The 13,857-nt window shown below is 64.1% G+C and carries 12 protein-coding genes; 5 read left to right on the top strand and 7 right to left on the bottom strand.

The window, feature by feature from the left end; genetic code table 11:
* Window positions 1-9 precede the first annotated feature (9 nt).
* Window positions 10-939, bottom strand: coding sequence for a LysR family transcriptional regulator (locus tag Q0O40_RS00295; protein ID WP_295524740.1), 930 nt, complete (start codon window positions 937-939; stop codon window positions 10-12).
* A gap of 132 nt (window positions 940-1,071) precedes the next feature.
* Here Q0O40_RS00295 and Q0O40_RS00290 point away from each other — a divergent pair, with 132 nt between their 5' ends.
* From Q0O40_RS00290 to Q0O40_RS00280, 3 genes are all read left to right on the top strand, one after another.
* Entirely contained in the window at window positions 1,072-1,767 is a 696-nt protein-coding gene (locus Q0O40_RS00290; RefSeq protein ID WP_295524738.1) for a pirin family protein, read from the top strand.
* 110 nt (window positions 1,768-1,877) lie between these two features.
* Complete coding sequence (locus Q0O40_RS00285) at window positions 1,878-2,162, top strand: hypothetical protein (RefSeq protein WP_295524736.1); 285 nt, start codon at window positions 1,878-1,880, stop codon at window positions 2,160-2,162.
* Between the two features lie 175 nt (window positions 2,163-2,337).
* Window positions 2,338-2,745 carry a PilZ domain-containing protein gene (locus tag Q0O40_RS00280; protein ID WP_295524734.1) on the top strand — a complete coding sequence of 136 codons (408 nt, stop codon included), beginning with the start codon at window positions 2,338-2,340 and terminating at the stop codon, window positions 2,743-2,745.
* Between the two features lie 13 nt (window positions 2,746-2,758).
* On the opposite strand, the gene Q0O40_RS00275 is transcribed toward Q0O40_RS00280, so the two are convergent.
* On the bottom strand, window positions 2,759-5,119 hold the full coding sequence (locus tag Q0O40_RS00275; RefSeq protein WP_295524732.1) for a transketolase: 2,361 nt from the start codon (window positions 5,117-5,119) through the stop codon (window positions 2,759-2,761).
* Between the two features lie 92 nt (window positions 5,120-5,211).
* On the opposite strand from Q0O40_RS00275, the gene Q0O40_RS00270 reads away from it, so the two are divergent.
* Both Q0O40_RS00270 and Q0O40_RS00265 read left to right on the top strand, forming a co-directional pair.
* A complete protein-coding gene (locus Q0O40_RS00270) occupies window positions 5,212-6,576 on the top strand; it encodes an FAD-dependent oxidoreductase (protein ID WP_295524730.1) in 1,365 nt (454 codons plus the stop codon).
* Between the two features lie 24 nt (window positions 6,577-6,600).
* Window positions 6,601-7,881, top strand: a complete 1,281-nt coding sequence (locus tag Q0O40_RS00265) for an MFS transporter (RefSeq protein ID WP_295524729.1) — start codon at window positions 6,601-6,603, stop codon at window positions 7,879-7,881.
* Window positions 7,882-7,920: 39 nt separating this feature from the next.
* On the opposite strand, the gene Q0O40_RS00260 is transcribed toward Q0O40_RS00265, so the two are convergent.
* Genes Q0O40_RS00260 through Q0O40_RS00240 form a run of 5 tightly spaced genes read right to left on the bottom strand, consistent with a single transcriptional unit; the run spans window position 7,921 to window position 13,854 of the window.
* The gene (locus Q0O40_RS00260; protein WP_295524727.1) at window positions 7,921-8,415 is read right to left on the bottom strand and encodes a hypothetical protein; all 495 of its coding nucleotides are present in this window, start codon (window positions 8,413-8,415) and stop codon (window positions 7,921-7,923) included.
* Entirely contained in the window at window positions 8,408-11,188 is a 2,781-nt protein-coding gene (locus tag Q0O40_RS00255) for a 2Fe-2S iron-sulfur cluster-binding protein (RefSeq protein WP_295524724.1), read from the bottom strand. Before Q0O40_RS00255 ends, Q0O40_RS00260 begins: the two co-directional genes overlap by 8 nt.
* Window positions 11,185-11,448 (bottom strand): sarcosine oxidase subunit delta, encoded by a 264-nt coding sequence (locus Q0O40_RS00250; protein WP_295524722.1) that lies wholly within the window; start codon window positions 11,446-11,448, stop codon window positions 11,185-11,187. Before Q0O40_RS00250 ends, Q0O40_RS00255 begins: the two co-directional genes overlap by 4 nt.
* A gap of 13 nt (window positions 11,449-11,461) precedes the next feature.
* Window positions 11,462-12,730: a sarcosine oxidase subunit beta family protein gene (locus tag Q0O40_RS00245; protein WP_295524720.1), complete on the bottom strand. Its 1,269-nt coding sequence runs from the start codon at window positions 12,728-12,730 to the stop codon at window positions 11,462-11,464.
* Window positions 12,727-13,854 carry an FAD-binding oxidoreductase gene (locus Q0O40_RS00240; protein WP_295524719.1) on the bottom strand — a complete coding sequence of 376 codons (1,128 nt, stop codon included), beginning with the start codon at window positions 13,852-13,854 and terminating at the stop codon, window positions 12,727-12,729. Before Q0O40_RS00240 ends, Q0O40_RS00245 begins: the two co-directional genes overlap by 4 nt.
* Window positions 13,855-13,857 lie beyond the last annotated feature (3 nt).

Here is a 13,857-nt window from a genome sequence, read left to right as displayed (position 1 = left end):
CCCATCTGCCTAAACATCGGCCAAGTGATCGCCATTGCCATCACTCAAACCAAGCGCGGTAAACTGATCGAGCAGCCACCGCGCTGCTGGCCCCGGCGGCGTGTCCCGCCGCCAAATCCCGGCAAACCGGAATATCCCGCCCGTAAAATCAGGCATCGCGAGGCGCACCAATCGGCCCGCAGCCAGATCATCGACCACCATTGGCAGCGGCATATTGCCCCAACCGATTCCTTCTTTGAGCAGTGCATGCTTTGCGCCTAGGTCCGCCAGCCGCCATGTCTTCGCGCTGATCACCGCAAAATCCTGGCCCTTGGTAAAGCTTGAACGGTCCGAAAGCACCAGCTGCGTATAATCGCGCCCTGCCCCGGGCGCGATTTGCGTCATGCTTCCCAAGGGATGATCGGGCGAAGCCACCGGCACCAGCACTGTCGAGCCCGCGAGGCAGCTATCCAGATCGGCAACCCCCGTCACAAACGGCCCGGAAATCCCGATCACCGCCGCCTGATCTATCACCATGGCCGCCACCGCGCCCAGCGCCTCGACATGCAGGCGCAGCTGCACTGTCGGAAACTCGGCGGCAAACAGGCGCAGCACTTTGGCCGCGCGGGCGGAAGGAAACATCACGTCCACCGCCAAGCCCACTTCCGCTTCAAGCCCGCCCAGCAGGCCCTTGGCCTTGGCGCGCAGCCCGTCAAAACCCTGCGCGATGCCGCGCGCCTCGGCCAGCAACGCGCGTCCGGCCTCGGTCAGCTGGGGCCGGCGTGTGCCTTCCCGGTCAAACAGCGCAAGGCCGAGCTGCGTTTCAAGATTGGCGATCCCGTAGCTGATCACCGAGACCGCGCGATTGAGCCTGCGCCCCGCAGCCGCAAAGCTGCCAGTATCGACGATCGCCAGAAAGATGCGCAACTGATCAAACGTCGGCAGCCCAGGATCGGCCATAACTGCGATTCTTTCGAAGATTTGGATGCAATTTATCTCACTGAACAGACAAGGTCGATGGGTCTATATGGGGAGCAACAGCAAGCAGGCCTTGAGCGTTTGACCGTGGCCGCGCCTCATCGGAAACCTCTTATGATCGAACTTCGTCCTTTTGCTTCGCTTGGCGGCGAAAACCATGGCTGGCTCAATGCCAAGCATCACTTCTCGTTCGCTGGATATCATGATCCCGCGCGGATGAACTGGGGCAACCTGCGCGTGTGGAACGACGACCAGATCGCGCCGCACACCGGTTTTCCACCCCATCCGCACAACGATATGGAGATCATCACTTATGTCCGCGAGGGCGCGATTACGCATCAGGATAGCCTTGGCAACAAGGGTCGCACCGAAGCAGGCGATGTGCAGGTGATGAGCGCGGGCACCGGCATTCGCCATTCGGAGTACAATCACGAGGATGTGACGACCCGCATTTTCCAGATCTGGATCATGCCTACCCGCCGAGGCGAAGCACCGAGCTGGGATGCCCGCCCTTTCCCCCAAGGAGACCGTGCTGGGCGGTTCGTCACACTGGCATCAGGCTACAGCGAGGACGATGCCTTGCCGATCCGCACCGATGCCCGCGTGCTGGGTGCGACACTGAAGGCCGGGACCAGCGCCGAATATGTGCTGGGCACGGCGCGCAAGGCCTACCTCGTCCCTGCCACCGGCAAAGTGCAGATCGAGGATATGACCGTGAATGCGCGTGATGGTGCTGCAATCAGCGAAATGGCTGTGCTGCGCGTAATGGCGATCGAAGACAGCGAAATCATCATGGTTGATGCCGCCTGAGCGCGCATGAAGTTTACCTGCCTCTCCCTCGTAACCCTTAACGCACTTGGCGCGAACCAGCCTTGCAGGCTGGTTCGCCTCGGAGATTGATGATGCGTTCTCATGTAACAATGCCAAACTTGAGCCAATCCGAATGGCGCGACGTGCAATCCGCCTTACAAGCCGCCGCAGACTGTGGTTGCGCTGAAACGTCCGGTGAGACCATAGGCCTGCGCTTTGTCGCTGCCCTTACCGGTCGCCGCCGTCTGCCAGTGCCGGAGCACTTGCGCCCTTTGCGCGAATTCCTGTGCGCCAGCGAACGGCTGCGCCGTCCGGCAATGCAGTATGCCCCCGCCTTGGCCGCTCAGGGATATAGCCCTGCACAAATCGAGGCGATTGGCCTGATCAGCGCTTGATCGGCGGCTCGCCCGCCAGGCTTGGACAAAGCGCCACCGTGCATATCGCGATCTTCAAGGCAAATGTATCCAGTTAATTTATCCGCCATAACCAGACGTTTACGATTTCGGTTTAGTATCGCCCCTAGGGAAAACGTGAGGGCATCGGCTCTCTTGTCGGGTGTTCGTCGCGGTCATGTCTTTCATGCAAGATCATTTCCCGATTGACCAGACGGTGCGCGACACGCGCCAGCCCCGAATCGTCAGCGCGCGGCTTGTGCTGCGCAGCGGTGAGCAGCATGATATTGTTGTCCGCAACATCTCGTCGACTGGCCTTGGCGCGCGCACGAAGGGGCCCGCACCGGCGCGAGGTGAATGCGTAACGGTGATCTTGCCCGGAGATCAAGTCCTGAATGGCACGGTGCGCTGGTTTACGCGCAGTTCCTTTGGCCTCGAGCTTGATACCCCGCTCTCACCGGAAGCCCTTGCTGAAGCGTTGCAGCACAAAGCGCACGTCGCGCAGATGAACGGGGAGTGGCATGTCGAGCCGCGTCACCGCGTCTCAAGCCCGCACGTCAACCAGTCACGCATTCGGCCTGTCTAGATTTAATGCGCGATCATCGCGCTCCGAGAATGATTTCGGCTGCGCCATCGACAATCGCCTCGCTACCCAGTCGGTAAGCCCGATAGAGATCAGGAAGATCGCCGGTCTGACCGAAGCGGTCTGTGCCCAGCGGAGCGACCCGTTGCCCACGCACACCCCCGAGCCATGACAGCGCAGCGGGCGATCCATCGATCACGGTAACGAGCCCGGCATCGTCCGCGAGCGGGCTCAGCAATCGCTCGATGTGGCAAGGCGCGCGCATCCCGCCGGTCCAGCGCGCGGCCTGCGCAGCCGACCAATCGCGGTGCAACAAATCAGGAGAAGTCACCGCCAGCAGCCCGATCCCGGGCACATCCCCGGCCAGCGCCTCCCATGCCGCCAAAGCCTCGGGCATGATCGCGCCGATGGCGACAAGCGCCAGCTTCGTCCCGCTTGCTGGCTTGCGTAGCCAATAGCCGCCGCGCAGCGCATCGACCTGCCAGCCATCATCCGTGCGTTCGATCTGATCAATCGCCCGCGTCGATAGGCGCAAATAAACGCTACCCCCGTCTGCCGCCTGCATATGGCCAAACGCCCAGTGCATCAGCAGCGCCACTTCATCGGCATAAGCAGGCTCAAAATAGGTCAGCCCCGGTTGCCCCATCCCGATCAACGGCGAATTGATCGACTGGTGTGCGCCGCCCTCGGGCCCCAGCGTGACACCCGAAGGCGTCGCCACCAACAGAAACCGGGCATCTTGATAGCAGGCATAATTCAGCGCATCGAGCCCGCGCGCGATGAACGGATCATAGACGGTACCCACTGGCAGCAGGCGGGAACCAAACAAGGGACCCGCCAACCCGAGCGCGGCGAGCATCAGGAACAAGTTGTTCTCGGCAATCCCCAGTTCGATGTGCTGTCCGGCCTCGTGCCCTGCCCATTTCTGCGGACTGGGTATCTTGTAGCCTGCGAAGATGTCCTTCAATTCCTGCCGCCGAAAGAGCCCGCGCTGGTTCACGAACGCGCCAAGGTTGGTCGAGACGGTAACATCCGGGGAGGTTGTCACGATACGGTCGGCCAACGGATGACCTGACTTGGCGAGATCAAGCAGCACCCGACCAAACGCGGCCTGCGTCGCCTGGACCGCGCCATCGGGCGCTGGCAGCATCGCAGGCAGCGCAATCGCAGGCGATGGACGCGCGCTTGAGCCGAGCGCGGCGCGCGCGCGTTCGATGGCGTCGCGCGCTTTGGCGGCCACATTGCTGCCCAGCCCGCCGAGTGGCTCCCACTCGGTGCCCTCCGCGATCCCGAGGCTGGCGCGCAGATCCGCCATCTGGGTCGGGTTCATCAGCCCGGCATGATTGTCCTTGTGCCCCTGAAACGGCAAACCATAGCCCTTGACCGTATAGGCGATGAACATCGTCGGGCGCTCGTCCGCTGCCGCCGCGAACGCATCGAGCAGCGTTTCTACGCAGTGCCCGCCCAGATTGAGCATGAGCGCCGAGAGCGCCTCGTCATCGAAGCTGGCAATCAGCGCCAGCGCCGCTTTATCTCCGGCGAGATCTGCGTTCATCCGTTCGCGCCAGGCGGCGCCGCCCTGATACGTGAGCGCGGCGTATTCGGCATTGGGGCAATCGTCGATCCAGCGCTCGATTGCCGGCCCGCCAGCCCGGGAAAAGGCCGCCCGCTGCATCTTGCCGTGCTTGAGCGTGATCACCCGCCAGCCGCAGGTTTCGAAGATGTCGTCAAAGCGGCGAAACATGCGGTCGGCCGTTGTGCTGTCCAGCGATTGACGATTGTAGTCGACGATCCACCAGCAATTGCGGATATCGTGCTTGTAGCCCTCGATCAGGCACTCGTAGATGTTGCCCTCATCAAGCTCGGCATCGCCCATCAGCGCGATCATCCGCCCGGTATCGGCTTGCGCCAGCTGGCCATGCGCCACAAGATAGTCCTGCACCAGGCTGGCAAACGCGGTTATGGCCACACCAAGGCCAACCGACCCAGTCGAAAAATCGACCGGAATGCTATCTTTGGTGCGCGAGGGATAAGACTGCGCCCCGCCTAGCGCGCGAAACGCCTCAAGCTGCTCGCGGCTTTGTCCGCCCATCAGGTAATGTATCGCATGCAGCACCGGCCCGGCGTGCGGCTTCACCGCAACCTTGTCAGAGGCGCGCAGGGCATGGAAATAGAGCACCGCCATGATCGTGGTGATCGACGCGCACGAGGCCTGATGCCCGCCAACTTTCAAGCCGTCGCGGCTTTCGCGCAAATGGTTGGCATTGTGGATGGTCCACGAGGAAAGCCAGCGCAGCCGCTGCTCGATCGCCTCTAGCGTCGTGACAAGTTCGGTGCGTTCGGCCGAAACGGCGGCTTCGACAATGGTTTTGCTCATGCAGCAGCACTAGCAAAGCGGCATGGGCGCTGTCGTGCTCAAAACTGCGATCCGCTTATTCAAAAATGCTAAGGCACGGTCTAAGAGGCGGCATGAGCCACAGCATCGAAGAACCCGCCCGCCGGATCGACGTGATCCATGAAACCGACGTGCTGGTGGTCGGCTCTGGCCCCGGCGGCCTCGCCGCTGCGCTGGCCAGCGCCCGCGCGGGCGTCAAAACCACGCTGGTCGAACGCTATGGCTGCTTTGGCGGCAACATCACGCAAGTCGGCGTGGAGGGCTTTGCATGGTATCGCCACCCTGCCACCATCGATAGCGAAGGCATCGGCCGCGAATTCGAGGATCGCGCCATCGCGATGGACGCCGCCATGCCCGAACCGCAATCGATCAGCCATTCGCTCGATGCCGAAGCCTTCAAATATGTGGCCGATGTGCTGGTCGAGGAAGCGGGCGTGATCCCCATGCTCCACCGCTTGGTCGTTGCCCCGATCATGGAAGGCACCGTGATGCGGGGAGTGATCGTGGAGAGCAAGGCGGGCCGCGAGGCAATTCTGGCCAAACGGATCGTCGATGCGACCGGCGACGCCGACCTCGCGTTTCGCGGCGGCGCGCCGACATTCAAACATCCGGTGGACGAAATGATGTCGGTCTCGGTGATGTTCTCGATGAGCGGGGTGAACAAGCCGCGCTTTATCGAAGCGGTCAAAGCCGATCCGCAGACGTATGGCGATTGGGCGGGCAATGGCGAATGGGACATCACCACCGATGGCAAGGAGGACGCGCTGTTCTCCCCGTTCCTGCGCAAGCCATTTCAGCAGGCGCTCGATGCCGGGCTGTTGCCGCGCAACCTGGCGACCATCGCCGGCACTTGGGGCACGGTTTCGGATCAAGGCGATCTCACGTATCTCAATCTGGTGCACTTCACGCTGGATGGCACCGATCCCGCCGCGCTGACCGAGGGCGAGATGCGCGGGCGGCGCGATGCGATGTTGGCGATCAAGGCCCTGCGCGGTTTCATGCCGGGCTGCGAAACTGCCAAGATCCGCAATTTCGGGATGACCCTGGGCATCCGCGACACCCGCAAGATCGATGCTGCCTACAACATGTCCGCCGACGACGTGCGCCAGCAAGCCCGCTTCGAGGATTCAATCGGCATTTTCCCGGAATTCATCGATGGCTACGGCTTGCTCATCCTGCCGACCACCGGGCGCTACTTCCATGTGCCCTACCGCGCGCTGCTGCCCAAAGGCATCGACAACCTGATCGTGGCGGGCCGCGTGATCGGCGGCGACAAGGTCAGCCATGCTGCGGTGCGTAACATGATGTGCTGCGCGGTATCGGGCCAAGGTGCGGGAACCGCCGCCGCGATTGCGGTGAAGACGGGGCGCAGTTTTGCCGATATCGATGTCGGCGCGGTGCAGGCCGAACTGCGCCGGCAAGGTGCGCGCCTGCACTAAGTGCCGCATCGCGAAGGGGAGCAGATGGCCGAAACGCAGGTGAGATGGGTCGTGCTGCTGCTTGCGGCGCTGACGATCATGGGCAGTTACTATACCTATGATTCGATCGCGCCGATTGCCGATCTGCTGCGCGATCAGCGCGGCTTCAGCCAGAGCCAGATTGGCACGCTGGGCGCGGTGTTCAGCCTGCCAAACATTCCGCTGGCGATTATCGGCGGCGTGCTGATCGACCGGATCGGCGCGGCGCGGGCGGCGCTCGGCGCGGCGATCTTGTGCACGCTAGGCGCGGTGCTGACCGCGATTGGCGAACCTTATATGGTGATGATCGTCGGACGGCTGCTGTTCGGGCTCGGCAACGAAACACTTTACATCGCGCTCCTCGTGGTTCTGGCACAGTGGTTTCATGGCGGCGGCGGCGCACTGGCGGTTGCCCTGTTCTTTTCGCTGGCGCGCGTTGGTTCTTATGCTGCCGACACTTCGACAAGCTGGGCCGCCCCGCTCTATGCCATCGGCTGGCAACCGCCGCTGTGGCTGGCCGCCGGTCTCACTGCGATCGGCGTCATCACATCGCTGGCGCTCTATCTGCTTGATCGCCGCTTGCCCCATCTGCGCGTGGTCGGCACGCCGGGGGAGCGGTTCGTGTTCAGCGATCTGTTCACCTTCAGCCGCTCGTTCTGGTACATCCTGTGGCTCAACGTGCTGTTTGCCAGCGTTTTCTTTCCATTCCGCTCGACCTTTTCGATCCAGTTTTTTCAGGACGTCAAAGGGATCACGCTGGCGGAGGCCGGCATTGCCAACAGTTGGGTCTTTGCAGCCGCGATCTTTGCGACCCCGGTTTTCGGACTGATCGCCGACAAGGTGGGCCTGCGCGCAAGCCTGCTGACCATAGGCGCGGCGCTCATGCCGCTAACCTTCATGGTGCTCGCGCTCACCGATTGGGGGCTTTGGGTTTCCACAGTGCTGATGGGGATCAGTTTTTCGGTCATTCCCGCAGTGATCTGGCCTGCCACCGCGATGCTGGCGGAAAAAAGCCGCATCGGCACCGCCTACGGCCTGATCAACATGCTGCAGAGCCTTGGGCTGGCAGCGGCAAATTTTGCGGCGGGCGGGCTCAACGATGCGTTTGCCGCCGGGCCTCAGAATCCGCAAGGGTACGATGCCATGCTGGTGATGTTCGCCAGCATGAGCGCCGTCGCTTTTGCCGCTACGCTGGCCTTGCGCGTCCGCGAACGACGACAGCCTGGCGGCGGGATCGAAGCCCGCGTTATCCTGTCAGCCGCCGATCCGATGCAGGCACGGGCCTGAAATGCCCGCCACGCCCCTGCGCAGGCAGGGGCGCAAGCGTCAATCTGCGCCAACCAGCGGAAGCACATCATGCCAGAAGTGCATCAGCGCAGCGGCATAGCTTGATGGCACATAAGCAAGACAGGCATCTTCGTTTTCCACAAACAGACGCACCGCGACATGATCGATTACCGTTGCCGCACAGTGCCCCGGTGCGAAGGCGGCGGCTTCCGCTTCAAACACCCCGCCTTGCATCAACAGCGCGCGCCATCCCGCCCCTGCGATGCGCACCCGCACGATGCCGCCGCCGATGGCTGTGATTGCGCCGTCTTCGGCCAAAACCGCCGCGAGCGGCGCTACGTCGCCTTCGGCCAGCCACACCGTCGGCTCATAGCGGAGCAATTTCAGCGCCTCGCTCCCCGCCGATTGCCCCATGCCGGGCAGCGCGAAGCCCAGAGCCGCCTGACACCTGACCGAAACTTGCGCAGGATTGCTCCAGATTTCGGCCGCGTTCAGCGGCGCAGGCGGCAGCGCGGTGATCGTCAGCTCAGTCACGATAGCGCTCTCCGGCCGGATCATAGAAATGCGGCGCGACCACGCGAACGCGAGTGGTAATGCCGCGGGTAGGCGAAGCCGCGGTCAGCTCCTCGCCGCGGCGCGCATGGCCCCCGGCCAGATGCGCCAGCGCGATAGCGCCGCCTTCGATCACGCGCCGTCCCGCCGCCGTTACATGGCCCTGCGGTGCTCCGCCGCCCGCGCCGATTAGCATCGCCCCCTCGGCAATCTCGCCACCCAATGCTTCAAGCCCGACCAGCTCGATCCGCCCCGGCTCGCTCAGCGCAGGCCGTTGCAGTCCATTCGCGCCGATGAAGCCGCCCGCCTTGTTCAGCATCTTGTCGAGGCCCAGATCGCGCGGCGTGGTGCGCCCATCGACTTCGCCGCCGACGACGACATGGCCCTTCTCGATGCGCAGCAATTCCATCGCGTCCATGCCATAAGGCGCGCCACCCTCGGCCTCGGCAGCGGCGGCGAGCGCCCGCCACACCGGCTGCGCCTGTGTTGCCTCGGCATAAATTTCGAATGCGCGCTCGCCGCTGTAGCTCGCCGCTAGAAGCAACACCGGCACCCCGGCGATCACCGCGCGGGCCAGCGACATATGGCGCGGCGGCGCTTCTCCGATCAGCCCGGCCAGCAGCGTGCTGGCTTTCGGTCCGGCGAACGCAATTCCGGCATGATGCTCCTGCACATTGACCACCGACACCCGCAATTCAGGCCGCAGCACATTGCGCACAAACGAGAGGTGGCTGGCCATCCGGTCGGCGCCGCCGGTCGAACTGGTCAGCAGGTAGCGATCTTCGGCCAGCCGCCAAACGGTGCCATCGTCAAACACCATGCCGTCTTCGCGCAGCATGAACGTGTAGCGTCCGCGCCCCGCCGCCAGCTTTGAGACGGTCGTGGCGCAAACAATTTCGAGCAGCGCCGCCGCATCCGGGCCGCTGACTTCGAACTTGGCCAGCGTGGAAACATCGGTGAGGCCAACGCTGGTGCGCACGCCGCGCGCCTCGCGCAGCGCCGCCTCGGCCAGCGTCTCGCTGCCCAGCGTATAGGCGCGCGGTCGGAACCAATAGCCAAGCGGCTGCCACACCGGCCCCCGCGCCTCATGCAAATCATACAGCGCCAGCCGCCGCTCATGCGCCGCCGCATTGCGCGCACCGGCACCGGCGAACAGCCCCATAGTCACCGGCGTGAACGGCGGGCGGAACGTCGTCAGCCCCGCCTGCGGCACCGACACATGACCGCGCTCGGCGAGCCGGGAGAGCGCGACCATGTTGCTGGTCTTGCCCTGATCGGTCGCCATGCCCAGCGTGGTATAGCGCTTGAGGTGTTCGACCGAACGATAGCCTTCCTGCCAGGCCAGATCGATATCGGCGAGGCTGACGTCATTCTGGAAATCGACAAAGCTTTTCTTGGGATGGCCAGCTGGCGCCGCAGGTGTGGCCGGAACGGGATCAGCGGCTGCGCCAATCGTGACGCAGTTCTGATGCGTTACGCCGGGCACAAACGCCTGCGCCGCCTCGTTCCAGTCAAGCTTGCCGCCCGCCTGCATGTGAAGGTGCGCCACCGGCACGAACCCGCCCGAAACCGCCAGCAAATCAGCAGTCCAGCTTTGCTCGCGCTCGCGGACAAGCGCCGTGACGCGGCTCAGGCGATGCGCGGTGCCGCTAACGTGGGTCGGCCTCGCGTCGTAAAGAACCGGCACGCCATCAGGCGCATCGGCGGTCGACGAGGAGCGCGAATCCAGGATGGCGAGCACTTCCGCGCCCGCTTCGATCAGCGCCGCCGCTGTGCGATAAGCGTCATCGTTGTTGGCGGCGATGACCACGCGCCGGCCCGGCAGCACGCCGTAGCGCCGCACATAAGTGCGCACTGCACCTGCCAGCATCACGCCCGGCCGGTCGTTGTTGGTAAATGGGATCGGGCGCTCGATCACGCCCGTCGCCAGCACCACCCGGCCCGCGCGCAAATGCCACAGTTGCTGTGCAAAGCCATGCGCCGGCACCGCGCCGGGTTCGGCCAGACGCTGGGTCAGCGTCAGAAAATTGTGGTCCCAATAGCCCGAAGCGGTCGTGCGCAGCAAAATGCGTCCGCCCAGCGCGGCAATGCGCGCTGCCGATGCTGCGATCCACGCCGCGTCGCATTCCGGATCGGGATCGCGGTGGAGCGAACCGCCCAAGACCGCGTCCTGCTCCACCAGCATGACCTGCGCGCCGCTCTCCGCCGCTTCCAGTGCAGCCTTGATCCCGGCGGGGCCAGCGCCGACCACCAACACATCGCAAAACGCGGCGCGCTGCGCGAACTTGTCAGGGTCCGGCAAGGTCGGCGCGTTGCCGAGGCCAGCGGCGCGGCGGATGAGCCACTCATAACGCATCCAGCGTTTGGCCGGGCCAAAGAACGTCTTGTAATAAAAGCCCGCAGGCAGCGCAGGCGAAGCCAGCCCTAACGCCGCGCCCAGATCGAGCGACAGGCTGGGCCAGGCGTTCTGGCTTTTCGCGACCATGCCTTCATACACAAACAGATCGGTCGCGCGCGTATTGGGTTCGGCGCGCCCGCCCTCGCCCACTGTTACCAGCGCGTTCGGCTCCTCGATCCCGGCCGCCATGATCCCGCGCGGGCGGTGATACTTGAAGCTGCGGGCGACAAGCCCAACGCCATTGGCCAGCAGCGCGGCGGCAAGGGTATCGCCTGCGCGCGCGCAGTAGGTCACCGCGTCGAAGGTGAATGTAACAGTCTCGCCGCCGGGGGAAATGCGTGATGGACCAGCGCTCATGCCAGAGTCTCCGGCCCAACAGCGCGCACCGCATCGATGCTGTGCGTCATGCGGTTGCGCGTCAGCACCAGCCACGCACGGCAGCCGTAAGTATGCCGCCAAACCTCGTCATCCGCGCCCATCGGATTGGCGCGGCTATAGAGCACGCGCATCGCCTCTTGCGGGTCCGCACCTGCAGGCGCGATGGAATCCATCGTGCGCTCATAGGTGAATTCAAGCTGCGCGCGCGGGCCGCAATGGGGGCAATCGATCAGATACATCTCAGCGCCAGACCTAGCGGTGGTTCGGCATCGGGCCGACCCCGGTTTCATCGACAGTGGCTCCGCGCACGAACCGATCGAGCGCGAACGGCGCGTTCAGCGGATGCGCCGCCCCGGTTGCCAAAGTATGCGCATACGTCCAGCCCGAAGCAGGCGTTGCCTTGAACCCGCCATAGCACCAGCCGCCGTTGATGAAGAGGTTGCGCACCGGCGTCGGCCCGATGATCGGCGCGCCATCAAAGCTCATGTCTGTCACGCCCGACCACGTGCGCAGCATGCGCAGCCGCGAGAGCGCGGGCATGATCGCGATAGTCTGGGCAATCGCCGTCTCGATCACCGTTGGCTGGCCGCGCCGTGCGTAGCTTGGCCAGTTGTCGGGATCGCCGCCCATCACGATGCCGCCCTTGTCCGACTGACTGACGTAGCAATGAAGCGATTGCGACATCACCGAGCTGTTCACCATCGGTTTCACGCCCTCGGTCACCACCGCCTGCAAGGTCTGCGATTCTATCGGTAGCTTGAGGCCCGCCAGCCCCGCCACTTGCCCGCTATGCCCTGCTACGCAGATGCCGACGCGGCCAGCGCCGATCCGCCCGCGCGTGGTCTCCACGCCGACCACCGCCCCCGAACCATCGGCGCCATCACGCACAAACCCGGTCACTTCGCATTTCTGGATGATGTCGACACCCAGCACATCGGCGGCACGCGCATAACCCCATGCAACTGCATCATGCCGCGCCGTGCCCCCACGCGGCTGCATCAGCGCGCCTTCGATGGGGAAACGCGCGGTGCGCGACATGTCGATCAACGGCTCGACTTTGGCAACCTCATCGCGCGTGAGCAATTCGGCATCGATCCCGTCGCAGCGCAAGGCATCGCCGCGCTGCGCCAGCATGGTCATGTCCGCATCCGAATGGCCGAGGAACATCGCGCCGCGCGGGGAAAACATCACGTTGTAATTCAATTCGTCGGAAAGATGCTCCCACATCTTCAGCCCGAAATCGAACAGGTTGTGCAGCGGCGCGAGCCGGTAGTTGGAGCGCACCAAGGTAGTGTTGCGCCCGGTATTGCCGCCGCCGATCCAGCTTTTCTCCAGCACCGCGACATTGCGCACACCGTGGACCTTGGCGAGGTAATATGCGGTGGCCAGCCCATGCCCGCCGCCGCCGATAATCACGACATCATAGCTCGCGCGCGGCTCTGGATCGCGCCACGCGGGCTGCCAGTGCTTCTGCCCGCCCAGCGCGCCGCGCATCAGGCCAAAAACCGAATACCTGTTCATGCGGCTGCAAGCCACCCCCGCTGCGCGCGCCAATCAGGCGCAATGCCATCAAAGCGCGAGAGCGACAGCTTGCCAATATCGGTAAAGGTGCAATGCCCCTCGATCGCCAGATCGCGAATGGCATGGCCCGAAGCGGGCGAAAGCCCAAACCCGACGCCCGACATCGTCGCGACCACGACGTTTTCAGGATCGCGCATCCGGTCGATGATCGGGCGGCCATCGGGGGTATTCTCGATGACGCCTGCCCAGCTGCGGATCACGCTGAGGTGCGCTGCTTTGGGCAGCAACTCCGCCACGCGCCGCGCCAGATTGCGCGTCAACGGCGAAGTCGGCCGCGCCGCCGGGCCAGTCGCATCGACATCGATCCACTCGTGCGGGCCGCCGCCATAGGCCAGATTGCCGCGCATTGTCTGGCGGCCATAAAGCCCGTTGCCGTCCACCCCGCCCAGCGGCATCATCGGCGCAGGTTCGGTCACGATCATCTCGGCGCGCGCCGCCGCAAGAGGCACATCCACGCCCAGCTGCGCCATCAAGCCGCTGATCTGCGGGCCCGCCGCGACGACAACCGCATCGCATTCGTAGCGCCCAGTCGCAGACTCGACCACCGTCACCTTGCCGCCCTGCGTCTTAAAACCGGTGACCGGGCTGTGCTGCACGATGCGCCCGCCCAGATCCTGCAGCGCCCAAGCATAAGCCTGCACCGTGCGCTGGGGATTGGCGTGGCCGCCGAAGCGATATTGCATCCCGCCAAGGCAGTTTTCACCCGCCAGCGGCACCGCGGTCTGCGCCTGTTTGGCATCGAGCAGATCGACCCGGTGGCCCATCTCGTTGTTCATCTTGGCGATGTAGTGATATTGGCCCAGTTGGCGCTCGGTCACTGCGATGACAATGCGCTCTTTCTGGTGCTCGGTCGGATAACCAAGCAACGCGTCCATCTGCGGCCACATCCGCTGCTCTTCTTCAAACAGCGGGCTTTGATAATGCGATGCCCCGCCGCCGTTGCGGCCTGAAGCTTCCCAGCCGACGATGAACTTGTCGAGCACCGTGACATGCACGCCCGAACGCGCCATCCACCATGCGGCGCTCAGACCCGTCACCCCGCCCCCGACCACGACTACCTTCATCGC

Origin of the sequence: Novosphingobium sp. Chol11, assembly GCF_945870625.1 — a bacterium.
Taxonomy (GTDB): Bacteria; Pseudomonadota; Alphaproteobacteria; order Sphingomonadales; family Sphingomonadaceae; genus Novosphingobium.
This window is presented reverse-complemented; position numbering and strand designations above follow the sequence as displayed.

Excerpts from the sequence above, each read along its gene's own strand:
- Q0O40_RS00275 (WP_295524732.1), bottom strand. The coding sequence starts at position 5,119 with ATGAGCAAAACCATTGTCGAAGCCGCCGTTTCGGCCGAACGCACCGAA.
- Q0O40_RS00245 (WP_295524720.1), bottom strand. The coding sequence starts at position 12,730 with ATGAACAGGTATTCGGTTTTTGGCCTGATGCGCGGCGCGCTGGGCGGG.
- Q0O40_RS00240 (WP_295524719.1), bottom strand. The coding sequence starts at position 13,854 with ATGAAGGTAGTCGTGGTCGGGGGCGGGGTGACGGGTCTGAGCGCCGCA.
- Q0O40_RS00255 (WP_295524724.1), bottom strand. The coding sequence starts at position 11,188 with ATGAGCGCTGGTCCATCACGCATTTCCCCCGGCGGCGAGACTGTTACA.
- Q0O40_RS00290 (WP_295524738.1), top strand. The coding sequence starts at position 1,072 with ATGATCGAACTTCGTCCTTTTGCTTCGCTTGGCGGCGAAAACCATGGC.
- Q0O40_RS00250 (WP_295524722.1), bottom strand. The coding sequence starts at position 11,448 with ATGTATCTGATCGATTGCCCCCATTGCGGCCCGCGCGCGCAGCTTGAA.
- Q0O40_RS00280 (WP_295524734.1), top strand. The coding sequence starts at position 2,338 with ATGTCTTTCATGCAAGATCATTTCCCGATTGACCAGACGGTGCGCGAC.
- Q0O40_RS00265 (WP_295524729.1), top strand. The coding sequence starts at position 6,601 with ATGGCCGAAACGCAGGTGAGATGGGTCGTGCTGCTGCTTGCGGCGCTG.
- Q0O40_RS00285 (WP_295524736.1), top strand. The coding sequence starts at position 1,878 with ATGCCAAACTTGAGCCAATCCGAATGGCGCGACGTGCAATCCGCCTTA.
- Q0O40_RS00270 (WP_295524730.1), top strand. The coding sequence starts at position 5,212 with ATGAGCCACAGCATCGAAGAACCCGCCCGCCGGATCGACGTGATCCAT.
- Q0O40_RS00295 (WP_295524740.1), bottom strand. The coding sequence starts at position 939 with ATGGCCGATCCTGGGCTGCCGACGTTTGATCAGTTGCGCATCTTTCTG.